General features: G+C 52.9%; 27 protein-coding genes. 17 read left to right on the forward strand and 10 right to left on the reverse strand.

The annotated features are described in order from the left end of the window. Nucleotides 1-238: 238 nt before the first annotated feature. Together ICA20_RS10250 and cutC are read left to right on the forward strand one after the other, a co-directional pair. On the forward strand, nucleotides 239-805 hold the full coding sequence (locus ICA20_RS10250; RefSeq protein WP_038641445.1) for a VOC family protein: 567 nt from the start codon (nucleotides 239-241) through the stop codon (nucleotides 803-805). Between the two features lie 2 nt (nucleotides 806-807). After that, nucleotides 808-1,554 (forward strand): copper homeostasis protein CutC, encoded by a 747-nt coding sequence (gene cutC / locus ICA20_RS10255; RefSeq protein ID WP_038641443.1) that lies wholly within the window; start codon nucleotides 808-810, stop codon nucleotides 1,552-1,554. 235 nt (nucleotides 1,555-1,789) lie between these two features. On the opposite strand, the gene cmoB is transcribed toward cutC, so the two are convergent. The 5 genes from cmoB to ICA20_RS10280 are packed head-to-tail and all read right to left on the reverse strand — an operon-like array spanning nucleotide 1,790 to nucleotide 5,367. Beyond that, nucleotides 1,790-2,758: a tRNA 5-methoxyuridine(34)/uridine 5-oxyacetic acid(34) synthase CmoB gene (gene cmoB / locus ICA20_RS10260; RefSeq protein ID WP_038641441.1), complete on the reverse strand. Its 969-nt coding sequence runs from the start codon at nucleotides 2,756-2,758 to the stop codon at nucleotides 1,790-1,792. After that, complete coding sequence (cmoA, locus tag ICA20_RS10265; RefSeq protein ID WP_038641439.1) at nucleotides 2,755-3,498, reverse strand: carboxy-S-adenosyl-L-methionine synthase CmoA; 744 nt, start codon at nucleotides 3,496-3,498, stop codon at nucleotides 2,755-2,757. The genes cmoB and cmoA overlap by 4 nt, the downstream gene beginning before the upstream one ends. A 40-nt stretch (nucleotides 3,499-3,538) precedes the next feature. Next, on the reverse strand, nucleotides 3,539-3,934 hold the full coding sequence (locus ICA20_RS10270; protein WP_038641437.1) for an MAPEG family protein: 396 nt from the start codon (nucleotides 3,932-3,934) through the stop codon (nucleotides 3,539-3,541). Between the two features lie 51 nt (nucleotides 3,935-3,985). Beyond that, nucleotides 3,986-4,804, reverse strand: a complete 819-nt coding sequence (locus ICA20_RS10275) for a DUF72 domain-containing protein (protein WP_038641436.1) — start codon at nucleotides 4,802-4,804, stop codon at nucleotides 3,986-3,988. Beyond that, on the reverse strand, nucleotides 4,801-5,367 hold the full coding sequence (locus ICA20_RS10280; RefSeq protein WP_038641434.1) for a hydrolase: 567 nt from the start codon (nucleotides 5,365-5,367) through the stop codon (nucleotides 4,801-4,803). The genes ICA20_RS10275 and ICA20_RS10280 overlap by 4 nt, the downstream gene beginning before the upstream one ends. 266 nt (nucleotides 5,368-5,633) lie before the next feature. Between ICA20_RS10280 and aspS the strand changes: the two genes are divergently transcribed. The 6 genes from aspS to ruvB all read left to right on the forward strand — a co-directional run bounded on the left by aspS (nucleotide 5,634) and on the right by ruvB (nucleotide 10,890). Further along, a complete protein-coding gene (gene aspS / locus ICA20_RS10285; RefSeq protein ID WP_038641432.1) occupies nucleotides 5,634-7,406 on the forward strand; it encodes an aspartate--tRNA ligase in 1,773 nt (590 codons plus the stop codon). Between the two features lies 1 nt (nucleotide 7,407). Beyond that, nucleotides 7,408-7,851 carry a dihydroneopterin triphosphate diphosphatase gene (nudB, locus tag ICA20_RS10290; RefSeq protein ID WP_038641430.1) on the forward strand — a complete coding sequence of 148 codons (444 nt, stop codon included), beginning with the start codon at nucleotides 7,408-7,410 and terminating at the stop codon, nucleotides 7,849-7,851. Between the two features lie 28 nt (nucleotides 7,852-7,879). Continuing rightward, the gene (locus tag ICA20_RS10295) at nucleotides 7,880-8,623 is read left to right on the forward strand and encodes a YebC/PmpR family DNA-binding transcriptional regulator (protein ID WP_006684137.1); all 744 of its coding nucleotides are present in this window, start codon (nucleotides 7,880-7,882) and stop codon (nucleotides 8,621-8,623) included. Nucleotides 8,624-8,657: 34 nt separating this feature from the next. Continuing rightward, the gene (gene ruvC / locus ICA20_RS10300; protein WP_003034867.1) at nucleotides 8,658-9,179 is read left to right on the forward strand and encodes a crossover junction endodeoxyribonuclease RuvC; all 522 of its coding nucleotides are present in this window, start codon (nucleotides 8,658-8,660) and stop codon (nucleotides 9,177-9,179) included. Nucleotides 9,180-9,259: 80 nt separating this feature from the next. Beyond that, entirely contained in the window at nucleotides 9,260-9,871 is a 612-nt protein-coding gene (gene ruvA / locus ICA20_RS10305) for a Holliday junction branch migration protein RuvA (protein ID WP_038641428.1), read from the forward strand. 8 nt (nucleotides 9,872-9,879) lie between these two features. Further along, on the forward strand, nucleotides 9,880-10,890 hold the full coding sequence (gene ruvB, locus ICA20_RS10310; RefSeq protein ID WP_005120696.1) for a Holliday junction branch migration DNA helicase RuvB: 1,011 nt from the start codon (nucleotides 9,880-9,882) through the stop codon (nucleotides 10,888-10,890). Nucleotides 10,891-10,968: 78 nt separating this feature from the next. On the opposite strand, the gene znuB is transcribed toward ruvB, so the two are convergent. Next, nucleotides 10,969-11,754 carry a zinc ABC transporter permease subunit ZnuB gene (znuB, locus tag ICA20_RS10315; RefSeq protein WP_038641426.1) on the reverse strand — a complete coding sequence of 262 codons (786 nt, stop codon included), beginning with the start codon at nucleotides 11,752-11,754 and terminating at the stop codon, nucleotides 10,969-10,971. Beyond that, on the reverse strand, nucleotides 11,751-12,506 hold the full coding sequence (gene znuC / locus ICA20_RS10320) for a zinc ABC transporter ATP-binding protein ZnuC (protein ID WP_038641425.1): 756 nt from the start codon (nucleotides 12,504-12,506) through the stop codon (nucleotides 11,751-11,753). The genes znuB and znuC overlap by 4 nt, the downstream gene beginning before the upstream one ends. 78 nt (nucleotides 12,507-12,584) lie before the next feature. Between znuC and znuA the strand changes: the two genes are divergently transcribed. The 3 genes from znuA to lpxM all read left to right on the forward strand — a co-directional run bounded on the left by znuA (nucleotide 12,585) and on the right by lpxM (nucleotide 15,955). Continuing rightward, on the forward strand, nucleotides 12,585-13,529 hold the full coding sequence (znuA, locus tag ICA20_RS10325) for a zinc ABC transporter substrate-binding protein ZnuA (protein ID WP_038643243.1): 945 nt from the start codon (nucleotides 12,585-12,587) through the stop codon (nucleotides 13,527-13,529). A 15-nt stretch (nucleotides 13,530-13,544) separates the two neighbouring features. After that, nucleotides 13,545-14,864 (forward strand): murein DD-endopeptidase MepM, encoded by a 1,320-nt coding sequence (gene mepM, locus ICA20_RS10330; RefSeq protein ID WP_050764953.1) that lies wholly within the window; start codon nucleotides 13,545-13,547, stop codon nucleotides 14,862-14,864. Between the two features lie 119 nt (nucleotides 14,865-14,983). Continuing rightward, nucleotides 14,984-15,955 (forward strand): lauroyl-Kdo(2)-lipid IV(A) myristoyltransferase, encoded by a 972-nt coding sequence (gene lpxM / locus ICA20_RS10335; protein ID WP_038641423.1) that lies wholly within the window; start codon nucleotides 14,984-14,986, stop codon nucleotides 15,953-15,955. 44 nt (nucleotides 15,956-15,999) lie between these two features. Here the strand turns inward: lpxM and pyk are convergent, their stop codons facing one another. Further along, nucleotides 16,000-17,442, reverse strand: a complete 1,443-nt coding sequence (pyk, locus tag ICA20_RS10340) for a pyruvate kinase (protein WP_038641420.1) — start codon at nucleotides 17,440-17,442, stop codon at nucleotides 16,000-16,002. 118 nt (nucleotides 17,443-17,560) lie between these two features. Further along, nucleotides 17,561-18,430 carry a MurR/RpiR family transcriptional regulator gene (locus ICA20_RS10345; RefSeq protein WP_038643240.1) on the reverse strand — a complete coding sequence of 290 codons (870 nt, stop codon included), beginning with the start codon at nucleotides 18,428-18,430 and terminating at the stop codon, nucleotides 17,561-17,563. Nucleotides 18,431-18,795: 365 nt separating this feature from the next. Between ICA20_RS10345 and zwf the strand changes: the two genes are divergently transcribed. The 3 genes from zwf (at nucleotide 18,796) to kdgA (ending at nucleotide 22,993) form a co-directional block, all read left to right on the forward strand. Further along, the gene (zwf, locus tag ICA20_RS10350; protein WP_003034896.1) at nucleotides 18,796-20,271 is read left to right on the forward strand and encodes a glucose-6-phosphate dehydrogenase; all 1,476 of its coding nucleotides are present in this window, start codon (nucleotides 18,796-18,798) and stop codon (nucleotides 20,269-20,271) included. Between the two features lie 234 nt (nucleotides 20,272-20,505). Then, nucleotides 20,506-22,317, forward strand: a complete 1,812-nt coding sequence (edd, locus tag ICA20_RS10355) for a phosphogluconate dehydratase (protein ID WP_038641417.1) — start codon at nucleotides 20,506-20,508, stop codon at nucleotides 22,315-22,317. 34 nt (nucleotides 22,318-22,351) lie between these two features. Further along, entirely contained in the window at nucleotides 22,352-22,993 is a 642-nt protein-coding gene (kdgA, locus tag ICA20_RS10360) for a bifunctional 4-hydroxy-2-oxoglutarate aldolase/2-dehydro-3-deoxy-phosphogluconate aldolase (protein WP_038641415.1), read from the forward strand. Between the two features lie 68 nt (nucleotides 22,994-23,061). On the opposite strand, the gene purT is transcribed toward kdgA, so the two are convergent. Continuing rightward, nucleotides 23,062-24,240, reverse strand: a complete 1,179-nt coding sequence (purT, locus tag ICA20_RS10365) for a formate-dependent phosphoribosylglycinamide formyltransferase (RefSeq protein WP_038641413.1) — start codon at nucleotides 24,238-24,240, stop codon at nucleotides 23,062-23,064. A 132-nt stretch (nucleotides 24,241-24,372) separates the two neighbouring features. Between purT and yebG the strand changes: the two genes are divergently transcribed. The 3 genes from yebG to ICA20_RS10380 all read left to right on the forward strand — a co-directional run bounded on the left by yebG (nucleotide 24,373) and on the right by ICA20_RS10380 (nucleotide 25,892). Next, the gene (gene yebG / locus ICA20_RS10370) at nucleotides 24,373-24,663 is read left to right on the forward strand and encodes a DNA damage-inducible protein YebG (protein ID WP_038641410.1); all 291 of its coding nucleotides are present in this window, start codon (nucleotides 24,373-24,375) and stop codon (nucleotides 24,661-24,663) included. Between the two features lie 121 nt (nucleotides 24,664-24,784). Next, nucleotides 24,785-25,138 (forward strand): protein YebF, encoded by a 354-nt coding sequence (gene yebF, locus ICA20_RS10375; RefSeq protein WP_038641408.1) that lies wholly within the window; start codon nucleotides 24,785-24,787, stop codon nucleotides 25,136-25,138. A 94-nt stretch (nucleotides 25,139-25,232) separates the two neighbouring features. Further along, nucleotides 25,233-25,892, forward strand: a complete 660-nt coding sequence (locus ICA20_RS10380) for a tellurite resistance TerB family protein (protein WP_038641405.1) — start codon at nucleotides 25,233-25,235, stop codon at nucleotides 25,890-25,892. The last annotated feature ends 24 nt before the right edge of the window (nucleotides 25,893-25,916 follow it).

Here is a 25,916-nt window from a genome sequence, read left to right on the forward strand (position 1 = left end):
CGGAATACCTTACATTTATGAAGCGGGATAAAATTCACCGCGCCAGTTTAAGAATTTAGGGCGCGAGTATACTGCAAATGCCCGTTGCCGTCAGCATTGCGAGTACAGTGCATTGTCGGAAATGAAAGCAACGCAATTACGTATAATTATGCATATCGCGTTTGAAAAAAACAGCGGTTGGATGGCGCAGCGCAACAGAGTAAATTAGCGGCTTTGATCATTGATATGAGCTTTTATTATGGCGAACTGGCAAACAGTTGCAGAACTGCATGATATTTCCGCAGATTTACCGCATTTCACGCAGGCGTTAACAGAACTTTCCACCCGTCTTGGTCTGGATGTCACACCGCTTGAAGCCGATCACATTTCTTTGCGTTGCCATCAAAATACTACCGCAGAGCGCTGGCGTCGTGGGTTTGAGCAGTGCGGTGAACTATTGTCAGAGAATATCATCAATGGCAGACCCATTTGCCTGTTCAAACTTCATGAGCCGGTTTGCGTCCTGCACTGGACATTTTCCATCGTAGAGCTGCCGTGGCCGGGAGAAAAGCGTTATCCACATGAAGGTTGGGAGCATATTGAGATTGTCCTGCCGGGTGATGCACAAACGCTGAATGCGCGAGCGTTGGCGCTGCTTTCCGATCAAGGCTTGAGTCAGCCGGGCATTTTCGTGAAAACCAGCTCACCGAAAGGAGAGCGTGAGCGATTACCCAATCCTACGCTGGCGGTCAGCGATGGCAGTGTGACGATAAAGTTTCACCCGTGGTCGATTGAAACCATTGTGGCAAGTGAGCGACAGGAGTAAACATGGCCTTACTGGAAGTTTGCTGTTACAGCATGGAATGCGCGCTTATGGCGCAGCAAAACGGCGCGGATCGCATTGAGCTTTGCTCGGCGCCCAAAGAAGGGGGCTTAACGCCGTCACTGGGCGTATTGCGTTCGGTTCGTCAGCATGTTGCTATTCCCGTCAACCCGATTATCCGCCCGCGTGGAGGGGATTTTTGTTATACCGACGGTGAATTCGCGGCAATGCTGGATGATATTGCGATGGTCAGAGAACTGGGATTTCCAGGGCTGGTGACCGGTATTTTAGATGTGGATGGCAATGTCGATATGCCGCGCATGGAAAAAATAATGGCGGCTGCCGGTCCGCTGAATGTCACTTTTCATCGGGCGTTTGATATGTGCGCTAACCCACTCAATGCGCTACAAAAACTCTCTCAATTGGGCATCGCCAGGGTACTGACTTCCGGGCAAAAATCAGATGCAGTGCAAGGTTTAACAAAAATAATGGAACTTATTGCGCAGGCGGGTGCTCCAATCATTATGGCCGGAGCGGGGGTTCGCGCCTCGAATTTGTCCCTGTTCCTGGATGCTGGAGTGCAGGAAGTCCATAGTTCTGCCGGAGTATGGCTGGCTTCCCCAATGCGTTATCGCCATTCGGGGTTGTCGATGTCTTCGGATACGCAGGCGGATGAGTATTCTCGCTATGCGGTAGACGGAGCGGCGGTTGCTGAAATGAAAGCAATCATGGCACGCCATCAGGCCAGCTGATTTTTACCGTTGCATCATGTCGCCCAATATGATGCTTGCTCGTACCAGGCCCCTGCAATTTCAACAGGGGCCTTTTTTTCTCCTTCATATTTCAAGCCGCAGCAGCGTTGGCCGCCTCGCGCACCCCGGTCACGTAGTGATCTACGCTCCCGGGGATTTGCTGCGTTGCCGCCTTGCTGCAACGTGAACTATTTTGGAGAAACGGTGCTATACGTAACGGTCATTCGGCAATCTATTACGGCTTACGCGCAATCAATACCGCACGTAATGGGGCGGGGTAGCCTTCCACCGTTTTACTGTGGTCGTTCGGGTCGAGAAAATCGGCCAGCGATTCGGTTATCATCCACTCGGTGCGGCGCTGCTCTTCGGTGGTGGTGACGCAGACATCGGCGATGCGTACATCAACAAATCCGCATTTTTCCAGCCAGTTTTTTAGCGCCAACGCAGAGGGGATAAAATAGACGTTACGCATCTGCGCGTAACGGTCACCCGGCACCAGTACGGTATTTTCATCACCCTCGACAACCAACGTTTCCAGTACCAGTTCACCCTCTTTAACCAACTGATCTTTCAACTGCCACAGGTGTTCCAGCGGTGAACGTCGATGATACAGCACGCCCATGGAAAACACGGTATCAAAGGCGTTGAGCGCCGGAAGCTGTTCAATACCCAGCGGCAGCAGATGCGCGCGCTGATCGTTGCCCAGCAGTTTACGCACCGCTTCAAACTGGCACAGGAACAATTGCGTAGGATCGATGCCAACCGCCAGGTGCGCCCCCGCGCCAATCATACGCCACATATGATATCCGCTGCCGCAGCCGACATCGAGAATGGTACGGCCAGTAAGATCCGATAAATGCGGCAGGACGCGATCCCATTTCCAGTCTGAGCGCCATTCGGTATCGATATTGACGCCGTAGAGCGAGTATGGTCCTTTACGCCATGGCATCAGGTTCCGCATCAGGGTGTCGATGCGTTTGAGCTGACCGTCGCTAAGTGGTTGCTCGCTTTCTGCGGTGACGCTATGCAGTAAGTCCAGACGATACGGCGTTAACTCTGGCAAAAACTCCACCGCATTCGACCACTGCTTAAATAAGCCATGCTGATCGCGCTGCCAGGCAGCGATTTGCGCCGGGAGTGTTTCCAGCCAGTGGGAAAGGTGATTTTTGGCAATCAACTGATAAAAGTTACCAAAATCGATCATGCGCAAACCTCAGCTTTCAGCGCCACCAGGGAACCAAAGTTGAAGCACTGGAACCACAATTCGCTGTGCTCAAAACCAGCCTGATGCAGGCGCGCTTTGTGTGTTTCTACGGAGTCGGTCAGCATCACGTTCTCCAGCATGCTGCGCTTCTGGCTGATTTCCAGTTCGCTATAGCCATTTGCGCGTTTGAAGTCATGGTGCATGTTGAACAGCAGCTCGCCAACTTGAGCGTCTTCGAAACTGAATTTCTCCGACAGCACCAGCGCACCGCCGGGATTCAGTCCCTGATAAATCTTATCCAACAATGCCTGGCGCTCAGGTGGCTCAAGGAACTGCAGGGTAAAATTCAGCACCACCATCGAGGCGTTTTCGATAGTAATGTCGCGAATATCGCCTTCGATGACGTCAACCGGGGTTGGGGCCTTATAAGCGTCAATATGACGACGGCAGCGCTCAACCATCGCCGGGGAATTATCAATGGCAATAATTTTGCAATTCTCGTGATGAATATTGCGACGCACCGAGAGCGTCGCCGCGCCCAAAGAGCAGCCGAGATCGTAGACCTGTGTGTTGGGTTGTACGAAACGTTCGGCCAGCATGCCAATCATCGAAATGATATTGGAGTAGCCGGGAACGGAACGCTGGATCATATCCGGGAAGACTTCAGCTACCCGTTCATCAAAGGTCCAGTCACCCAGACTGGCGATAGGCGCAGAAAAAAGCGTGTCGCGGTGAGACATAACGTAAAAATCCGGGAAAAATAAAGTGGCGTATTGTGCGCTAATGCAGGGAGAAAACCAACTCCCAGGGCATATACCAAAGATTCGCCAGCACCATTAGCAACAGCGAACACCAGGTCGCGCTCATGCCTGAACGCCGCCAGCGGAAAAGCCGGTGGTGGAATCCGTAATAATGCATCAGTCGTCCGGCAATCAACATCAGTCCGCAAATATGCACCATCCACGTTTCTGCGCCGTTCATTTCCATAAATAACAGCAGCACTAACGCGACAGGAATATATTCCACCGCATTACCATGAATACGGATAGCGCTTTGCAATTCGCTAAAACCACCGTCACCATAGGCAACGCGGTACAGCATACGCAGGCGCACGACGTCAAATGAGAACTTTATTAACAATAACGCACCCAATACGGCATAAAGCGCGCTTACCATACAAACTCCCTTTAAAATGGCTGATGGCATTGTCTATGATAGGTGGCAATTTCAGAAAAGAGAAGATTGCTGTGGAATAGACGGTGCTGATCCGATCTCTGGCAGGGCGCTACGTAAATCCGCCCATAACGTGTCTACCAGCTCCGGGGCCTGCGCGATATCCGGCGTATGTAAAAAAAGATACGGCGTCGTGGATTGTTGCCACTGCGACAGCTTGGTTAACCAAACTGCAAATAACTGCCGGTTTTGTGCCATATCATCGCTACCGATAAAACGCACCATCGGATGATTGGCTGTTACCACTGCATGAACCGGAACCTTTGGTTTCTTACGCTGAGCTTCTCGTACCGCTTCAGTATGCGGGATGGCGGCATGCACCGGGCGACTGTCTAAGATCACCCGGTTTACACCTCGCTCATGCAGGCCGCGATTCAGTTGCTGCTCGGCTTCGCCTTTGGCAAAGAAGTCCGGATGGCGAACTTCGACACCGTAGGTAAAGGATTTGGGGAGCGCGTCGAGAAACGGCCACAGAGCGGACAGATCGCGTGGGGCAAAGGTGGCGGGTAATTGTAACCAGTATTGCCCGATGCGCGCTTCCAGTGGTGACATGCGCGTGAAAAATTCCTGTACCAAATCATCACAATTACGCAACGCGGCCTGATGTGAAATGGTGGCCGGAAACTTAAAACAAAATCGAAACGCATCGGTGGTTTGAGCATGCCAGCGGGCGACAATCTCGGCTTTTGGCAACGCATACAGCGTGGTGTTGCCCTCCACGCAGTTAAAGTGGCGGGCATACTCTTCCAGGCTGGTGATCCCAAGTCGCACCCATCTCGGGTGCGACCACTGGGGTAAGCCGATATAGATCATAACGCGTGCAGGATCTCGTCCACGCTGCGCACGCGCGCAATGCGTGGGAAAATGTGTGTCATGCTGCCTTGATGCTGGTCAGCACTGGCGGCGCTACAGGCATCTTCCGCAACAATCAGATTGAAACCTAGCTCCCACGCGTTTCGCGCGGTGGATTCCACGCCAATATTCGTGGAGATGCCACACAGAACGATGGTATCGATACCCCGGCGGCGCAACTGTAGCTCGAGATCGGTACCGTAGAACGCGCCCCACTGACGTTTGGTGACTTCCAGATCGCTGGCGCATTTGCCCAGGGCTTGCGGATAATCCCACCAGTTGTCGGGTAACGCTTTGGCCGGGGCCTGGGCATCAACCGGCTGTTTCAGCGCTTCAGCATAATCATCAGACCAGCCAACGCGTACCATCACTACTGGAGAACCCTTAGCACGAAATTTTTCCGCCAACCGTGCGGCGCGGATAACCACATCGTGTGCCGTATGTGGTCCGCCAGCGAAAGGCAGGATCCCTTCCTGTAAGTCAATAACGACAAGGGCGGTTGTTGTTGCGTTCAGTTCCAGCATGGTCACTCCAGTAAAAAATAAGAATTCCGTTACACCTTAATCGCGAATCAGTGTGAAAGGGGCGACAATTTTTGTTATTTTTTGTGAGATTACGCAATGCCCGTCGAGGAAACAGGCGTACAGTCAGTACCGGACTTATCGTGCGGCAGAATTTCCAGTATAATAGCCGCCTTTTTTCATTCAGTTGTGACATTCAGCTAAAGCTGCGACTTCGTCATCTGCGAGACAGATGACAATCCGCCTGCGGCAAAGTTAAGGGATATCTCATGCGTACAGAATATTGCGGGCAGCTACGTCTGTCCCACGAGGGGCAGCAGGTGACTCTGTGTGGTTGGGTCAACCGTCGTCGTGATCTTGGTAGCCTGATCTTTATCGATATGCGCGACCGCGAAGGTATCGTGCAGGTATTTTTCGATCCGGACCGTGCGGACGCGTTAAAGCTGGCCTCCGAACTGCGTAATGAGTTCTGCATCCAGGTTACGGGCACCGTGCGTGCGCGTGATGCGAAAAACGTCAATGCCGATATGGCGACTGGCGAAATTGAAGTACTCGCGTCCGATCTGACCATCATCAACCGCTCAGACTCACTGCCGCTGGACTCTAACCACGTCAATACCGAAGAAGCGCGTCTGAAGTATCGTTATCTGGATCTGCGTCGTCCTGAAATGGCGCAGCGCCTGAAAACACGCGCCAAAATTACCAGCCTGGTGCGTCGTTTTATGGACGATCACGGCTTCCTCGACATCGAAACCCCGATGTTGACCAAAGCGACGCCGGAAGGCGCGCGCGATTATCTGGTGCCTTCCCGCGTTCATAAAGGCAAGTTTTACGCGCTGCCGCAGTCTCCTCAGCTGTTCAAACAGCTGCTGATGATGTCTGGCTTTGACCGCTACTATCAGATCGTAAAATGCTTCCGCGATGAAGACTTACGTGCTGACCGTCAGCCTGAATTTACCCAGATCGACGTCGAGACGTCTTTCATGACTGCGCCTCAGGTGCGTGAAGTAATGGAAGCATTAGTGCGGAATCTGTGGCTGGAAGTGAAAGGTGTGGATCTGGGCGATTTCCCGATCATGACCTTTGCCGAGGCTGAGCGCCGTTACGGCTCCGATAAACCAGACCTGCGTAACCCAATGGAACTGGTTGACGTCGCCGATCTGGTGAAAGACGTTGAGTTCGCGGTGTTCTCTGGTCCGGCGAACGATCCGAAAGGCCGTGTAGCCGCTCTGCGCGTACCGGGCGGTGCGAGCTTAAGCCGTAAGCAGATCGATGATTACGGTAACTTTATTAAGATCTACGGCGCGAAAGGTCTGGCTTACATCAAAGTCACCGAGCGTGCGAAAGGTCTGGAAGGTATCACCAGCCCGGTGGCTAAGTTCCTGAACGCAGAAATCGTGGAAGCGATTCTGGCGCGTACCGGAGCGCAAGACGGCGACATGATTTTCTTCGGTGCCGACAACAAGAAAGTGGTTGCCGACGCGATGGGCGCGCTGCGTCTGAAACTGGGTAAAGATCTGAGTATTACCGACGAGTCGAAATGGGCGCCACTGTGGGTCATCGACTTCCCGATGTTTGAAGACGATGGTGAAGGCGGTCTGACCGCGATGCACCACCCGTTCACCTCGCCGAAAGACATGACCGCTGCTGAGCTGAAAGCTGCGCCGGAAGATGCGGTTGCCAACGCTTACGATATGGTTATCAACGGCTATGAAGTAGGTGGTGGTTCCGTACGTATTCACAACGGTGACATGCAGCAGACCGTATTCGGTATTCTGGGCATTAACGAGCAAGAGCAGCGTGAGAAATTCGGCTTCCTGCTGGATGCGCTAAAATATGGTACTCCGCCGCATGCGGGCCTGGCGTTTGGTCTGGATCGTCTGACCATGTTGCTGACGGGTACTGATAACATTCGCGACGTTATTGCCTTCCCGAAAACGACGGCAGCCGCGTGTCTGATGACTGAAGCGCCAAGCTTCGCTAACGAAGCAGCGCTGGCGGAACTGAGCATTCAGGTTATGAAGAAGGCCGAGAATAACTGATATGAAGTACAAACAGCCTGTCTCGGTGTTGGTCGTGATTTATGCAAAGGACACCGGGAGAGTGCTGATGTTACAGCGACGCGACGATCCTGACTTCTGGCAGTCGGTCACCGGCAGCCTGGAAGAGGGTGAAACCGCGTCGCAGGCCGCCATGCGCGAAGTAAAGGAAGAGGTCGCCATTGATGTTGCGACTGAGCAACTGACCTTAATTGACTGTCAGCGCACGGTGGAGTTTGAGATTTTTAGCCATTTACGTCATCGCTATGCGCCGGGAATTGAGCGTAATACTGAATCCTGGTTTTGCCTGGCACTTCCCTCAGAACGAGAGATCGTGTTCACCGAACATCTGACCTATCGTTGGGTTAATGCGGTTGAAGCCGCCCAGTTAACCAAGTCGTGGAGTAATCGGCAGGCGATTGAAGAATTTGTGATTAACGTCGCCTGAGAAGGCGCGCTTTTTGGAGATATTATTTATGGCAGGTCATAGTAAATGGGCCAATACCAGACATCGTAAAGCCGCGCAGGATGCCAAGCGCGGTAAAATTTTCACCAAAATCATTCGTGAGCTGGTGACGGCGGCTAAACTGGGCGGGGGCGATCCGGATGCTAACCCGCGTCTGCGCGCGGCGGTGGATAAAGCGCTGTCCAACAACATGACCCGTGACACCCTGAACCGTGCCATCGCGCGTGGCGTGGGCGGTGATGAAGACTCGAATATGGAGACCATCATCTATGAAGGTTACGGCCCTGGCGGCACCGCGGTGATGATTGAATGCCTGTCTGACAACCGTAACCGTACCGTGGCTGAAGTACGTCATGCGTTCAGCAAAACCGGCGGTAACCTGGGCACCGACGGCTCTGTGGCTTACCTGTTCAGCAAAAAAGGCGTGATCTCTTTTGAGAAAGGCGACGAAGACACCATCATGGAAGCGGCGCTGGAAGCCGGTGCAGAAGATGTAGTGACCTACGACGACGGCGCAATTGATGTTTACACCGCGTGGGAAGAGATGGGCAAAGTGCGTGACGCGCTGGAAGCGGCTGGCCTGAAAGCAGACAGCGCTGAAGTGACGATGATCCCGTCCACTAAAGCAGACATGGATGCAGAAACAGCACCAAAACTGATGCGTCTGATCGATATGCTGGAAGACTGCGACGACGTGCAGGAAGTTTACCACAACGGCGAGATCTCCGATGAGGTTGCTGCGACCTTAGAATGATGTGGTTAAGCCATACAATAACAGGAGATGCGTGATGTCTATTATTCTCGGCATTGACCCGGGGTCACGCATTACCGGTTATGGCGTCATCCGTCAGGTCGGCAGGCAACTGACCTACCTCGGCAGCGGCTGTATTCGCACCAAAGTTGACGATCTTCCATCACGTCTGAAGCTGATTTATGCGGGCGTGACGGAGATAATCACCCAGTTCCAGCCGGACTATTTTGCCATTGAGCAGGTTTTTATGGCGAAGAACGCCGACTCGGCGCTAAAGCTGGGGCAGGCGCGCGGCGTGGCCATCGTTGCGGCGACCAATCAGGATCTTCCGGTCTTTGAATACGCGGCCCGCCAGGTAAAACAGACCGTGGTTGGTATCGGTAGTGCGGAAAAAAGCCAGGTGCAGCATATGGTGCGTACGCTACTGAAGCTGCCCGCCAACCCGCAGGCGGACGCCGCGGATGCGTTGGCGATTGCCATTACCCACTGCCATGTCAGTCAGAATGCCATGCAAATGAGCGAGTCGAGGCTGAATCTGGCGCGAGGTCGGTTACGTTAGTGACAAATGAGGCTGGATATCTATCCAGCCTTTTTTTATGATAGCGCATTACCTTTTAGCCCTTAACGCAGGAGCGTCATGTGATAGGCAGACTCAGAGGCATCATTCTTGAAAAACAACCCCCGCTGGTCCTTCTGGAAACGGGTGGGGTAGGCTATGAAGTGCATATGCCCATGACCTGTTTTTACGAGCTGCCGGAAGCCGGACAGGAAGCGATTATCTTCACCCATTTTGTGGTGCGTGAAGACGCGCAGTTGCTGTATGGCTTCAACAACAAGCAAGAACGCACGCTATTTAAAGAGTTAATTAAAACCAATGGCGTAGGCCCGAAGCTGGCGCTGGCGATCCTCTCCGGTATGTCTGCCCAGCAGTTCGTGAATGCCGTTGAACGTGAAGAACTTGGCGCGCTGGTGAAGTTACCCGGCATTGGAAAGAAAACTGCCGAGCGTTTGATTGTAGAAATGAAGGACCGCTTTAAAGGTCTGCATGGCGATCTCTTTACCCCGGCGGCGGATCTGGTCCTGACCTCTCCGGCAAGTCCGGCAACGGAGGACGCCGAGCAGGAAGCGGTTGCTGCGCTGGTGGCGTTAGGCTATAAACCACAGGAAGCCAGCCGCATGGTGAGCAAAATTGCTCGCCCTGATGCCAGCAGTGAAACCCTGATTCGTGAAGCGCTTCGCGCGGCATTGTGAGGTAAAGGATGATTGAAGCAGATCGCCTGATTTCGGCTGTCAGCACGACACCTGAAGACCTGGTGGATCGTGCGATCCGCCCTAAATTGCTGGAAGAGTATATTGGCCAGCCTCAGGTACGCTCGCAAATGGAGATTTTTATTCAGGCGGCAAAGCTGCGTGGTGATGCCCTCGATCACCTGCTGATTTTTGGTCCTCCTGGCCTCGGTAAAACCACGCTTGCCAATATTGTGGCCAATGAAATGGGCGTCAACCTGCGCACCACATCCGGACCTGTGCTGGAGAAAGCGGGCGATCTGGCGGCGATGCTCACTAACCTTGAACCCCACGATGTTCTCTTTATCGATGAAATCCATCGCCTGTCGCCGGTGGTGGAAGAGGTGCTGTATCCGGCGATGGAAGATTATCAACTGGATATCATGATTGGCGAAGGACCAGCTGCACGTTCAATTAAGATCGATCTGCCGCCGTTTACCCTGATTGGGGCGACGACGCGCGCCGGGTCGTTAACGTCCCCGTTGCGTGACCGCTTTGGTATTGTGCAGCGACTGGAGTTCTATCAGGTTGCCGATCTGCAGCACATTGTCGGACGTAGCGCCCGCTTCATGGGACTGGAAATGAGTGATGAAGGGGCGTTGGAAGTGGCGCGTCGCGCCCGTGGTACGCCGCGTATCGCCAACCGTTTATTACGCCGGGTACGTGATTTTGCCGAGGTGAAGCATGACGGCACCATTTCGGCGGATATCGCCGCTCAGGCGCTGGATATGCTCAACGTCGACGCGGAAGGCTTCGATTATATGGACCGCAAGCTGCTGCTGGCGGTGATCGATAAATTCTTCGGTGGACCGGTCGGCCTGGATAACCTGGCGGCGGCGATCGGGGAAGAACGTGAAACCATTGAGGATGTGCTGGAGCCGTATCTGATTCAGCAAGGTTTTCTGCAGCGTACGCCGCGCGGAAGAATGGCAACGGTGCGCGCCTGGAACCATTTCGGGATCACGCCGCCAGAGATGCCTTAGCGGCTGAAGTCGCTACGCTCACCAGGCCAGGGCGATTTTGTAGGCCCGGTAAGCGCAGCGCCACCGGGCAACACTCGCTTAGCTTGCCTGCTTTTTCATCATACTGAAGATAAACAGCAGCGCGGCACACAGCACTACGGATGGTCCTGCTGGGGTATCATAAAAGGCTGAGAAGGTCAGCCCCCCTGTAACCGCTATCATACCCACACCAACGGCGACGCCTGCCATCTGTTCCGGTGTACGGGCGAAACGACGGGCGGTTGCCGCAGGGATGATCAGCAGAGAGGTGATAATCAGCGCCCCGACAAACTTCATCGCCACACCGATAGTTAAAGCTGTAACCAGCATCAGCAACAGCTTAACGCGTTGCAGCTTCACGCCATCAACAAAAGCCAGATCCGGACTGATGGTCATCGACAGCAGGTTGCGCCACTGCCAGAACAGAATCGCCAGAACGATAATCACGCCAATGGCGATGGAGATGAGATCTTCTGGCGTCACGGCGAGTAAATCACCAAACAGGTAGGCCATCAGATCCACGCGGATGTTTGACATCAAGCTGACGACAACCAGCCCCAATGACAACGCGCTGTGCGCCATAATACCAAGCAAGGTATCGATCGCGAGGTGAGGGCGCTTCTCCAGCCATACCAGACCGGCCGCCAGCATCAGGGTCACGGCAATGACGGCATAGAAAGGATTTAGATTCAGCAGCAGACCAAAAGCGACGCCCAGCAGTGAAGCGTGGGCCAGCGTATCACCAAAATAAGACATACGACGCCAGACAACGAACGAGCCGAGTGGGCCGGCGGCACAGGCCAGCATGATCCCGGCTAACCAACCGGGTAATAACAATTCAATCATGAGTGACCATTTCCCCGGCGTAAGACGATACGACCCTGTAAATCGTGGCGATGATTATGATTATGACGGTAAATTCCGAGTTGTTCGGCGCCGCGTTGCCCGAACATTGAGATGAATTCCGGGTGCATGGAAACCACTTCCGGCGCGCCGGAACAGCAAATATGATGGTTGAGGCACAGCACTTCATCGGTTTTAGCCATCACCAGATGCAGGTCATGGGAAACCATCAGTACGGCGCAATCCAGTTCACATCGTAACTGGTCGATAAGATCGTACAGTGCGACCTGACCATTGACATCCACACCCTGGGTCGGTTCATCAAGAACCAGTAGCTGAGGCTTATTCAATAAAGCACGGGCCAACAGGACGCGTTGCGTTTCCCCGCCAGAGAGTTTTTGCATCGGCGCATTCATCAGATGCCCGGCCTGAACGCGCTTCAGCGCCGGAAGAATATCCTCCTTTTTGGTGCCGGGACGTAAGCGCAGAAAACGACTGACCGTCAGTGGAAGCGTGGTATCGAGGTACAGCTTTTGCGGCACATAGCCAATCCGCAATTGACCATTACGCTTGATAACTCCCTCGTCAGCCGCTACCAGCCCTAAAACAACGCGCACCAGGGTTGACTTCCCGGCACCATTTGGGCCGAGAAGCGTCAAAATTTTACCGGGTCGAAGTTCAAGCGATACGTCAGAAAGGACGCGGCGTTGACCATAAGAGACCGAGACATTTTCCAGTGAAACCAAAGTCGTCATATCAATTTTAGTCTTGCAGAAGTTATAGAATGTTATAATATCACATTTCTTACATTCGTTACGATGATTGGTCGCATTATGTTACATAAAAATACGCTTCTTTTCGCAGCATTATCCGCTGCTCTTTGGGGTAGTGCAACACAGGCGGCAAATGCTGCCGTTGTGGCGTCTCTTAAGCCGCTGGGATTTATCGCTTCAGCCATTGCTGATGGGGTAACTGATACCCAGGTTCTGCTGCCTGACGGGGCTTCCGAACACGATTACTCACTGCGTCCTTCAGACGTAAAACGCTTACAGGGCGCGGACTTAGTCGTGTGGATTGGACCTGAGATGGAAGCGTTTATGGAAAAGTCAGTCAAGAATATTCCTAACGCGAAACAGGTAACGATTGCGCAGCTTAATGACGTGAAACCGTTACTCATGAAAGGTGCTGACGACGACGATGACGATCATGGACACAGCGATGCGGGTGGTGAAAAAAGTGACGAGCATCACCATCACGGCGATTACAACATGCATCTTTGGCTCTCCCCAGAGATAGCGCGGGCCTCAGCGGTTGCAATCCATGAAAAATTAGTGGAACTTATGCCGCAAAGTCGAGCCAAACTTGACGCCAACCTGAAGGATTTTGAGGCACAATTAGCCGCAACCGATAAGCAGGTAGGTAACGAGCTCGCGCCGCTCAAGGGCAAAGGTTATTTCGTTTTTCATGACGCCTATGGCTACTACGAGAAACACTACGGACTAACACCGCTTGGTCACTTTACCGTGAACCCTGAGATTCAACCTGGTGCGCAGCGTTTACATGAAATAAGAACACAGTTGGTTGAGCAAAAAGCAACCTGCGTTTTTGCTGAGCCACAGTTCAGGCCAGCGGTCGTTGAAGCCGTCGCGAGAGGGACAACCGTTCGAATGGGAACGTTGGATCCACTCGGAACGAATATCAAACTGGGTAAAACAAGCTATTCAGCGTTTTTGAACCAATTAGCCAACCAGTATGCGAGCTGCCTGAAAGGAGATTAATGAGGAAGTGAATACGTGCAACAGATAGCCCGCTCTGTCGCTCTGGCATTTAATAATCTGCCGCGACCCCATCGCGTTATGCTGGGGTCGCTTACCGTACTGACATTGGCCGTCGCTGTCTGGCGGCCCTATGTTTACCACCCCGATTCTGCACCCATCGTCAAAACTATTGAGCTGGAAAAAAGCGAGATTCGTTCTCTGTTGCCTGAGGCCAGCGAACCTATCGATCAGGCCGCTCAGGAAGATGAAGCTATCCCCCAGGATGAACTGGATGACAAAACGTCTGGTGAGGCCGGTGTGCATGAGTATGTCGTCTCTACGGGCGATACGCTGAGCAGTATTCTGAATCAGTACGGCATCGATATGGGTGACATCAGCCAGCTTGCTGCTTCCGATAAAGAGTTGCGTAACCTGAAAATTGGCCAGCAACTTTCCTGGACGCTAAGCGCGGAAGGTGATCTGCAACGCCTGACCTGGGAAGTTTCTCGTCGCGAAACTCGTACTTACGATCGCACTGCGACGGGTTTCAAAATGAGTAGCGAAATGCAGCAGGGCGATTGGGTCAACAGCCGTATCAAAGGCACAGTCGGCGGGAGCTTCGTTGCCAGTGCTAAAGATGCCGGGCTGACCAGCTCTGAAATCAGTGCGGTGATCAAGGCCATGCAGTGGCAGATGGATTTCCGCAAACTGAAAAAAGGCGATGAGTTCTCGGTGCTGATGTCTCGCGAAATGCTCGACGGCAAACGTGAGCAAAGCCAACTGCTGGGCGTGCGTTTGCGTTCTGAAGGCAAAGATTATTACGCCATCCGCGCTGAAGACGGTAAGTTCTATGACCGAAATGGTACCGGACTGGCGAAAGGCTTTATGCGTTTCCCAACGGCGAAACAGTTCCGCATCTCATCGAACTTTAACCCGCGTCGCCTGAACCCGGTGACGGGACGCGTAGCGCCGCATAAAGGTGTCGACTTTGCGATGCCGCAGGGGACGCCAGTGCTATCGGTAGGTGATGGTGAAGTGGTTGTCGCGAAGCGCAGCGGCGCCGCTGGGTACTATGTTGCGGTACGTCATGGTCGCACCTACACTACGCGTTATATGCACCTGCGTAAGCTATTGGTTAAGCCAGGACAAAAAGTGAAACGTGGCGACCGTATCGCGCTGTCAGGCAATACCGGACGTTCAACGGGCCCGCACCTGCATTACGAAGTTTGGATCAACCAGCAGGCTGTTAACCCACTGACGGCGAAACTGCCGCGTACAGAAGGGTTGACCGGTTCAGATCGCACTGATTACCTGGCACAGGTGAAAGAAGTTGTTCCTCAACTGCGTTTTGATTAATTAGCACACTGACAGAGCCGGTACGCGATGCGTGCCGGCTTTTTTATTTTGTACGGCACACGGTGCGCCGCTACACTATCAGCAGATTTACTTTTCGCGATACCAGACACTGGAAGAGCATGGAAACGAAAAAAAAGAATATTGAGTATATCCCTGAGTTTCACAAATCATTTCGCCATCCGCGCTACTGGGGCGCCTGGCTTGGCGTGGCGGCGATAGCCGGGATTGCGTTAACGCCAGCATCATTCCGCGATCCTGTTTTGGCAAAGCTCGGCCGGCTCGCCGGAAGACTGGGAAAAAGCTCGCGTCGCAGAGCATTGATCAATTTGTCTCTCTGCTTTCCTGAGCGTAGTGAAGCTGAGCGCGAGGCCATTGTCGATGAAATGTTCGCGACCGCGCCTCAGGCGATGGTTATGATGGCGGAACTGGCGATACGCGGCCCTGAGAAAATTCAGAGTCGGGTTGACTGGCAAGGCCTGGATATCATCGAAGAGATGCGTCGCAACGATGAAAAGGTGATTTTTCTCGTTCCTCATGGCTGGGGGGTGGACATCCCGGCGATGTTGATGGCTTCCCAGGGGCAGAAAATGGCGGCGATGTTCCACAACCAGGGAAACCCGGTATTCGATTACGTCTGGAACACGGTGCGCCGTCGTTTCGGTGGCCGCCTGCATGCGCGTAACGATGGTATCAAACCGTTTATTCAGTCTGTACGTCAGGGATATTGGGGATACTATCTGCCGGATCAGGACCATGGTCCTGAACACAGCGAGTTTGTGGACTTTTTTGCGACCTATAAAGCAACGTTACCGGCGATTGGTCGTCTGATGAAAGTATGCCACGCTCGCGTGGTGCCTCTGTTCCCGGTATATGATGGTAAAACGCACCGCCTGACGATCCAGGTACGTCCTCCGATGGATGACATCCTGACGGCGGATGATCACACAATTGCCAGACGAATGAACGAAGAGGTGGAAATTTTTGTTGCCCCACACCTTGAGCAATACACCTGGATTTTAAAACTGCTTAAGACGCGTAAACCGGGTGAAATTGAGCCTTATAAACGCAAAGATCTCTATCCGAAGAAATAAAAAAAGGCCTCTCATGTGAGAGGCCTTTTTACATCAGACGGTAGTTACTCGACGGTCAGAATACGCGTGGTATTGGTTGAGCCAATGGTACTCATGACATCGCCCTGGGTCACAATCACCAGGTCGCCGGAAACCAGATAACCTTTATCGCGCAGGAGGTTCACCGCTTCATTGGCGGCAACCACGCCGTCAGTTTCGCTGTCAAAGTGAACCGGGGTGACGCCGCGATACAGAGAGGTCAGATTCAGCGTACGTTCATGACGAGACATCGCGAAAATCGGCAGGCCAGAACTGATACGAGAGGTCATCAGCGCGGTACGACCAGACTCAGTCATCGCGATGATAGCGGTTACCCCTTTCAGGTGGTTAGCGGCATACATCGCTGACATAGCAATTGCTTCTTCGACGTTGTCAAACTGCACGTCAAGACGGTGTTTGGAGACATTGATGCTCGGGATCTTCTCGGCACCCAGGCATACGCGAGCCATTGCCGCGACGGTTTCTGCCGGGTACTGGCCGGCTGCCGTTTCTGCAGAGAGCATAACGGCATCGGTACCGTCCAGTACGGCGTTAGCCACGTCCATCACTTCCGCACGGGTCGGCATTGGGTTGGTAATCATCGACTCCATCATCTGCGTGGCGGTAATAACCGCACGGTTCAGCTGACGTGCGCGACGAATCAACGCTTTTTGAATACCTACCAGCTCAGGATCGCCAATTTCAACGCCCAGGTCGCCACGCGCGACCATCACCACGTCGGAAGCCAGAATGATGTCATCCATCGCATTCTGGTCGCAGACGGCTTCCGCACGTTCTACCTTGGCGACGATTTTCGCATCGCAACCTGCGTCGCGCGCCAGACGGCGGGCATAGTTCAGGTCTTCGCCGCAGCGCGGGAAGGAGACGGCGAGATAATCAACGCTGATTTGCGCTGCAGTGACGATGTCAGCTTTATCTTTTTCGGTCAGGGCTTCAGCAGAAAGACCGCCGCCCAATTTGTTGATGCCCTTATTATTGGACAGCGGGCCACCGACGGTGACTTCGGTGAAGACTTTCATTCCCTGGACTTCCAGCACCTTAAGCTGTACGCGACCGTCATCAAGTAGCAGGATATCGCCTGGCACGACGTCAGCAGGCAGACCTTTATAATCGATCCCGACTTTTTCTTTGTCGCCTTCGCCTTTGCCAAGGTTGGCGTCTAACAGGAACTTGTCGCCAACATTAAGAAAAACTTTACCTTCTTTAAAGGTTGATACGCGGATTTTAGGTCCCTGCAGGTCACCCAAAATAGCTACATGGCGTCCCAGTTTTGCGGCAATTTCACGGACCTTATCCGCCCGCATTTTGTGATCTTCTGGAGAGCCGTGCGAAAAGTTCATACGTACGACGTTCGCACCCGCAGCGATAATTTTTTCGAGGTTGTTATCGCGATCAGTTGCTGGGCCTAACGTGGTAACGATTTTGGTTCTGCGAAGCCTTCTGGACATGTAATACTCCGTTGACTGAAACAACTAGGTGTTGCGTGAACATTAATCCGGTCGTTCTCAAACATTGACGGTAAATGAACGACCCGGATGATAAAAGGGTAGAACATTGTTATTGCTTTTAGCGATCATCACTCTTGATGAGTAATTCTTTATCAAAACGCGATTCCTTGAGTGCTTCCTTGACACGCTTCAAGTTATCTCTAAATTTTGCCCCGCGGCGCAAAGTAAATCCTGTAGCCAGCACATCTATCACGGTCAGTTGAGCAAGTCGAGAGACCATGGGCATATAAATGTCAGTATCTTCCGGTACGTCGAGGGTAATGGCCAGCGTGGCTTCGCGCGCCAGCGGCGTGCCGGGAGAGGTCAAGGCGATAACCATCGCGTCGTTTTCCCTCGCCAACTGCGCCAGTTCAACCAGAGTTTTGGTTCTTCCGGTATGCGAAATCAGCACAATAACGTCGTCGTCGCTACAATTCATGCAACTCATACGTTGCAGTACAATATCGTCGGAATAGATCACCGGTACGTTAAAACGAAAAAATTTGTTCATCGCGTCGTGCGCTACCGCGGCGGAAGACCCAAGGCCAAAAAAGGCAATTTTCTTCGCCTGGGTTAACAAATCCACCGCCCTGTTTACCGCGGTGTTATCCAGAGACTGGCGAACGTGGTCAAGACTTGCCATCGCCGACTCGAAGATTTTTCCCGTGTAAGATTCTACGCTGTCATCCTCATCCACATTACGATTAACATAAGGGGTGCCATTTGCCAGACTTTGGGCCAGATGCAGTTTAAAATCAGGAAAGCCGCGCGTATCCATACTGCGACAGAAGCGGTTCACCGTCGGCTCGCTGACGTTGGCTTCCAGCGCAAGCGCAGCGATGCTTGAATGGATTGCCCGGTCGGGTGAGGCAAGAATAATGTCAGCGACTTTACGCTCTGATTTGCTCAACTGTTCCAGTTTTAACTGGATTTTTTCCAGCATATTCATGATGTAGGTCGACTCATGGCTCATGGGAAAAAACGATTTCAGCGATACGGGGAAATCGGGGGATACATTTGCTAGATATTACCCCTGCCACGGAAGGAACGGGGCAAAATGGACAGAATAGTTGTTGTTTTTTTTCATTACATGATCGAAGTCTGGTTTTGTTACTTCTTCATGGCTACGAAAAAAAGCGACTTTTTTATCCATTTTGCAGAGGTAAACGCCAATCAAACGCCTGTTTGCGGTAACAGCACGGCTGGATAAGCGTTTACGGTTTCCGGATTCACGTAAAAGCAGTACAGTGCACTGTAATAAAATTACAACCAGTTTCTGGCAAAAGCACCAGACACTTAATTGAGGAGAATGACATGGCGGTAACGCAAACAGCCCAGGCATGTGACCTGGTCATTTTCGGCGCGAAGGGCGACCTGGCGCGGCGGAAATTGCTGCCTTCCCTGTATCAACTGGAAAAGGCCGGCCAGATTAACCCGGAAACCCGTATCATCGGGGTAGGGCGTGCCGACTGGGACAAAGCAGCCTATACCAAGGTTGTGCGCGAAGCGCTCGAAACCTTCATGAAAGAAAAAATTGATGAAGGTTTGTGGGAGACCCTCAGCGGCCGTCTGGAGTTTTGTAATCTGGATGTCAATGATACCGCCGCATTTAGCCGTCTGGGTGAAATGCTGGATCAGAAATCACGGACCACGATTAACTATTTCGCGATGCCGCCAAGCACCTTTGGCGCGATCTGCAAAGGTTTGGGTGAAGCAAAGCTGAATGCTAAACCTGCCCGCGTCGTGATGGAAAAACCGTTGGGAACGTCATTGGCAACATCGCGCGAGATCAATGATCAGGTCGGTGAATATTTCGAAGAGTGTCAGGTTTATCGTATCGACCACTATCTCGGTAAAGAGACGGTGCTGAACCTGCTGGCACTGCGTTTTGCCAACTCCCTGTTTGTAAACAACTGGGATAACCGCACGATCGATCACGTTGAAATTACCGTCGCGGAAGAAGTGGGTATTGAAGGTCGCTGGGGTTATTTTGACCAGGCGGGTCAAATGCGCGACATGATCCAAAACCACCTGCTGCAGATCTTGTGCATGATCGCGATGTCTCCGCCGTCGGACCTGAGCGCTGACAGCATTCGTGATGAAAAAGTGAAGGTACTGAAATCACTACGCCGTATCGACCGCTCAAACGTGCGTGAAAAGACGGTTCGCGGTCAGTACACCGCGGGTTTTGCCCAGGGCAAAAAAGTTCCGGGATATCTGGAAGAAGAGGGCGCGAACAAAAGCAGCAATACGGAAACGTTTGTGGCGATCCGTGTGGATATTGATAACTGGCGTTGGGCGGGCGTTCCGTTCTATCTGCGTACCGGCAAGCGTTTACCGACGAAGTGCTCTGAAGTCGTCGTCTATTTCAAAACGCCTGAGCTGAATCTGTTCCGGGAATCCTGGCAGGATCTGCCGCAGAACAAGCTGACTATTCGTTTGCAGCCTGATGAAGGTGTTGATATCCAGGTGCTGAACAAAGTGCCGGGTCTGGATCACAAGCATAACCTGCAAATCACCAAGCTTGATCTGAGCTATTCCGAAACCTTTAACCAGACGCATCTGGCCGACGCCTATGAGCGACTGCTGCTTGAAACAATGCGCGGTATTCAGGCGCTGTTTGTGCGTCGTGATGAAGTTGAAGAAGCCTGGAAGTGGGTCGACTCAATTACTGAAGCATGGGCGATGGACAACGATGCGCCGAAACCGTATCAGGCAGGGACCTGGGGACCGGTTGCCTCTGTGGCAATGATCACCCGAGATGGTCGTTCCTGGAACGAATTCGAGTAAAAGATCGCCTTACCCATAGGGGTTATTTTACCGGTAACATGATCTAACACAGATTGCAGAATAATTTTTGCACTTTTAAGCCTCGCGTGGATTCACCCGCGGGGCTTTTTTTATTACACTGCCTGAAACGATTTTGCCCCTGAGCTACGGCAAACAAGCGATTCAGCACTTTTTAACACGACTGATAAGCATTGTTAACCCTACCGCTCTGACAGATAAATTTTAGGAGCCTCTATGAATCCGAATTTGTTACGCGTAACACAACGTATCGTCGAACGTTCTCGCCATACACGTTCCGCCTACCTCGCCCGTATTGAACAAGCTAAATCGACCACCGTTCATCGTTCGCAACTGGCATGCGGTAACCTGGCGCATGGCTTTGCCGCGTGTCAACCGGACGACAAAGCATCGCTGAAAAGCATGCTGCGTAACAATATCGCGATCATTACCTCCTACAACGACATGCTTTCTGCGCATCAGCCATATGAACATTATCCGGCTATCATTCGCCAGGCGCTGCATGAAGCCAATGCGGTAGGTCAGGTTGCCGGTGGTGTGCCGGCCATGTGTGACGGTGTTACCCAGGGACAGGATGGGATGGAGCTTTCGCTGCTCAGTCGTGAAGTGATTGCGATGTCAGCGGCTGTAGGTCTCTCTCACAATATGTTCGATGGCGCGTTGTTCCTCGGCGTGTGCGATAAAATTGTCCCTGGCCTGGTGATGGCGGCGCTGTCATTCGGTCATCTGCCGTCAATCTTCATTCCTTCCGGGCCGATGGCGAGCGGCCTGGCGAACAAAGAAAAAGTGCGTATTCGTCAACTCTATGCGGAAGGCAAAGTTGATCGCATGGCGCTGCTCGAGTCCGAGGCGGCGTCTTATCACGCACCGGGTACCTGTACGTTCTACGGTACGGCGAATACCAACCAGATGGTCGTTGAGTTCATGGGGATGCAACTGCCAGGCTCCTCATTCGTCCATCCGGATGCGCCGCTGCGTGAAGCGTTGACCGCTGCTGCCGCCCGTCAGGTTACGCGTCTTACCGGGAACGGCAATGAATGGATGCCGATCGGTAAAATGATCGATGAAAAAGTGGTGGTGAACGGAATTGTGGCGCTGCTGGCGACCGGGGGCTCAACTAACCACACGATGCATCTGGTGGCCATGGCGCGCGCGGCCGGGATTCTGATTAACTGGGATGACTTCTCCGATCTGTCCGATATCGTGCCGCTGATGGCGCGTTTGTACCCGAACGGTCCGGCGGATATTAACCATTTCCAGGCGGCGGGCGGCGTACCGGTGCTAATGCGTGAGCTGCTGAATGCGGGTCTGCTGCATGAAGATGTGAATACCGTTGCCGGATTCGGTTTATCGCGTTACACCATGGAGCCGTGGCTTAACAACGGTGAACTGGACTGGCGCGAAGGGGCGGCGAAATCACTGGACAGCAGCGTGATTGCCACCTTTGACCAACCTTTCTCTCACCACGGCGGCACTAAAGTGCTGAGCGGTAACCTCGGGCGCGCAGTGATGAAAACGTCGGCGGTACCGGTTGAAAATCAGGTTATTGAAGCGCCGGCAGTCGTTTTTGAAAGTCAGCACGATGTGTTACCGGCGTTCGATGCCGGTCTGCTTGACCGCGATTGTGTAGTTGTTGTGCGTCATCAGGGACCAAAAGCGAACGGAATGCCAGAATTACATAAACTCATGCCGCCACTTGGTGTATTATTGGACCGTTGTTTCAAAATTGCGTTAGTTACCGATGGACGACTTTCAGGTGCTTCAGGTAAAGTGCCTTCAGCAATCCATGTAACCCCAGAAGCCTATGATGGCGGTCTGCTGGCGAAAGTACGTGATGGCGACATCATTCGTGTGAATGGACAGACAGGTGAATTGACGCTGCTGGTTGACGAAGAAGAACTTGCTTCACGTCAGCCTCACATTCCAGACCTCAGCGCATCGCGCGTGGGGACCGGACGTGAAATGTTCAGCGCGTTGCGTGAGAAGCTGTCCGGAGCGGAGCAGGGCGCAACCTGTATCACTTTTTAAGACTTATTTTGTAATCAGGCGAGAGAAAACTCTGATGAAAAACTGGAAGACAAGTGCAGAAGCAATCCTGACCACTGGCCCGGTTGTACCGGTTATTGTGGTTAATAAACTGGAACATGCGGTGCCGATGGCAAAAGCGCTGGTTGCAGGTGGCGTGCGCGTTCTGGAAGTGACCTTACGTACCGCATGTGCGATGGATGCCATTCGCGCGATCGCGAAAGAAGTTCCGGACGCCATCGTCGGCGCAGGTACTGTACTGAATCCGCAACAACTGGCTGAAGTCACCGAAGCCGGTGCGCAGTTTGCTATCAGCCCGGGTCTGACCGAGCCGCTGTTAAAAGCCGCAACGGAAGGGACTATTCCGCTGATCCCTGGCATCAGCACGGTTTCTGAACTGATGCTGGGTATGGACTACGGATTGAAAGAGTTCAAATTCTTCCCGGCGGAAGCGAACGGCGGTACTAAAGCGCTGCAGGCGATTGCGGGCCCGTTCTCTCAGGTACGTTTCTGCCCAACCGGTGGTATCTCTCCGGCGAATTACCGTGACTACCTCGCGCTGAAAAGCGTGCTGTGCATCGGTGGTTCCTGGCTGGTTCCGGCAGATGCGCTGGAAGCTGGCGATTACGAACGCATTACCAAACTGGCTCGTGAAGCAGTAGAAGGCGCGAAGCAGTAAGCCGTTAATGTGTAAACCGTAGGCCGGATGCGGCATCAACGCCTTATCCGGCCTACGGGTCTGGTTTTTTATCCTGTAACTTTCACCTGTGCGGCGGCGTGTTTCGCGCGTTCAACCGCGTCTTCAATGGTTTGCGCTGTAGCCAGTACCACGCCTAAACGACGGCTCCCGTCGATCTCCGGCTTACCAAAGAATCGTACTTGCAGGCCAGCGCCCACGGCGGCCTGTACGTTATCAAACGTCACATTCTGGCTGCTAAGTTGCGGCAGAATAACGGCGGAAGCGGAAGGCCCGTACTGACGGATTGCGCCAACGGGCAGACCGAGAAATGCGCGGACGTGCAGGGCAAATTCAGACAGGTCCTGCGAAATTAAGGTCACCATCCCGGTGTCGTGCGGGCGAGGGGAGACTTCGCTAAAAATGACCTCATCACCGCAGACAAACAGCTCCACGCCAAACAGACCGTAGCCGCCTAACGCCAGCACGACTTTACGGGCAATCTCCTGCGCGCGCGCCAGCGCCAGGTCGCTCATCTGCTGAGGCTGCCAGGATTCACGATAATCGCCATCTTCCTGACGATGCCCTACCGGCGCGCAAAAGTGCACGCCATCAACGGCGCTAACGGTAAGCAGGGTAATTTCAAAATCAAAATCTACCACGCCTTCGACGATAACGCGCCCGGCGCCTGCCCGGCCTCCCTGTTGAGCATAGTTCCAGGCTTCGGTGAGCCGATCGGCTGAACGAATAAAGCTTTGCCCCTTACCTGAGGAACTCATTACTGGCTTCACGATGCAAGGAAAGCCAATTTCGGCGACGGCCTCGCGAAAGCGAGTTTCGCTGTCTGCAAAGCGAAAAGAAGAGGTTGGTAAAGACAGCTCCTCTGCGGCGAGGCGACGGATCCCTTCGCGGTTCATGGTCAGTTGGGTCGCTCGTGCGCACGGCACAACGTGTTGCCCTTCCTGTTCCAGCTTTACCAGAATATCCGTGGCAATCGCTTCTATTTCCGGCACGATATAATGTGGTTTTTCACGCTCGACAACCTCGCGCAATGCTTCGCCATCCAGCATGTTGATAACGTATGAGCGATGGGCAACGTGCATGGCTGGCGCGTCGGGGTAACGATCCACGGCAATGACTTCCACACCCAGTCGTTGGCATTCGATCGCCACTTCTTTACCCAGTTCACCTGAACCTAATAACATCACTCGCGTTGCTGCGGGACGCAGCGCTGTGCCTAATAACGTCATAAATTAATCCCCTGTTTTATCTGGGCGCAGTATATACGAAAACGTTTGCGTCTGTCTTTATTACCAGGTTGATTTCAGGGCGCAAAAAGAATATACTGTACATAAATACAGGTAATTTAAGAGGCTGCAAAAATGGCGGTTGAAGTTAAATACGTAGTCATTCGGGAAGGTGAGGAAAAAATGTCGTTTACCAGCAAAAAGGAAGCCGATGCGTATGACAAAATGCTTGATACAGCGGATTTGCTCGACACATGGCTGGAGCAGTCACCGGTAGCGCTTGAAGACGAGCAGCGTGAAGCGCTTTCCCTGTGGCTGGCTGAGCAAAAAGATGTGCTGAGCGCCATCCTGAAAAACGGCAAGCTGCCGTCTCCGCAGGCCGTTAAAGATGACGCGCACGCTGAGGATGATACCCAGGCTGCCTGAAACGACTTGCGCTCCTGACGTTTTGTACCATGCTTTTCCCTGAATCATTGTGCAATCCCTGACGTCCTTTCGCGTTGCTACATGCAACCGGAAAGAAGAAGGGGAGATAAAGGAGAAAAAAATGTATAAAAAAAGAGCGTTGTTAAGCCTGCTGTTGTTATCTGCCAGCGTATCTGTTTTTGCGGCAAACATGGAAAGCAAAAATGTTCAGTTTCCAAAATGCGAAGGGCTGAATGCTGATGGTATTGCGGCGAGCGTGAAACGTGATTATCAGCAAAATCGCATCGCGCGCTGGGCTGACGATCAAAAGCGTGTTGGGCAAGCCGATCCTGTCGCCTGGGTTAATACCCCCGATATTACGGGCAAAGATGGCAAATGGTCGGTCCCGCTGACGGTTCGCGGAAAAAGCGCGGATATTCACTATCAGGTAAAAGTCGACTGCCAGGCCGGAACGGCGGAGTATCAACCGCAGTAATGAGCGTATTTGCACATCTTTTGATGAGCTGAACACTTCCTGACATCCCCTCGGGTACGCTTTGACGATTATTCGTCTGTACTTGAGGGGCAAAATGGCTAACTGGCTGAACCAACTACAATCTCTTCTTGGGCAAAAAGGATCCTCCGCATCATCTTCCGGCGAGCAAGGGCTGAGTAAACTTCTGGTCCCTGGCGCGTTAGGCGGTCTGGCGGGATTACTGGTTGCCAACAAATCCTCACGTAAGTTACTGAGCAAATACGGCACCAGCGCGCTTCTGGTGGGTGGTGGTGCGGTTGCCGGAACCGTGCTGTGGAACAAATACAAAGATAAAGTTCGCGCCGCGCATCAGGATGAGCCGCAGTTCGGCGTACAAAGCTCGCCGCTGGATGAGCGAACTGAACGCCTGATCCTGGCGCTGGTTTTTGCGGCGAAAAGCGATGGTCATATCGATGCCAAAGAGCGTACCGCCATTGAACAGCAGCTTCGTGACGCGGGTGTTGAGGAGCAAGGCCGCGTTCTGATTGAGCGGGCTATCGAACAACCGCTGGATCCTCAGCGCCTGGCGCAAGGGATCCGCAACGAAGAAGAGGCGCTGGAAATATACTTCCTGAGCTGTGCGGCGATTGATATCGACCACTTTATGGAGCGCAGCTATCTGAATGCTCTGGGTGATGCGTTGAAGATCCCACAGGATGTTCGTGACGGCATTGAACAGGATCTCAAGGCGCAAAAACAGGCTTTACCGGGTTAATTACTTATCGCTAAGGCGCATGTT

Source organism: Citrobacter sp. C5_2 (genome assembly GCF_014596845.2).
GTDB classification, from domain to species: Bacteria; Pseudomonadota; Gammaproteobacteria; order Enterobacterales; family Enterobacteriaceae; genus Citrobacter; species Citrobacter werkmanii.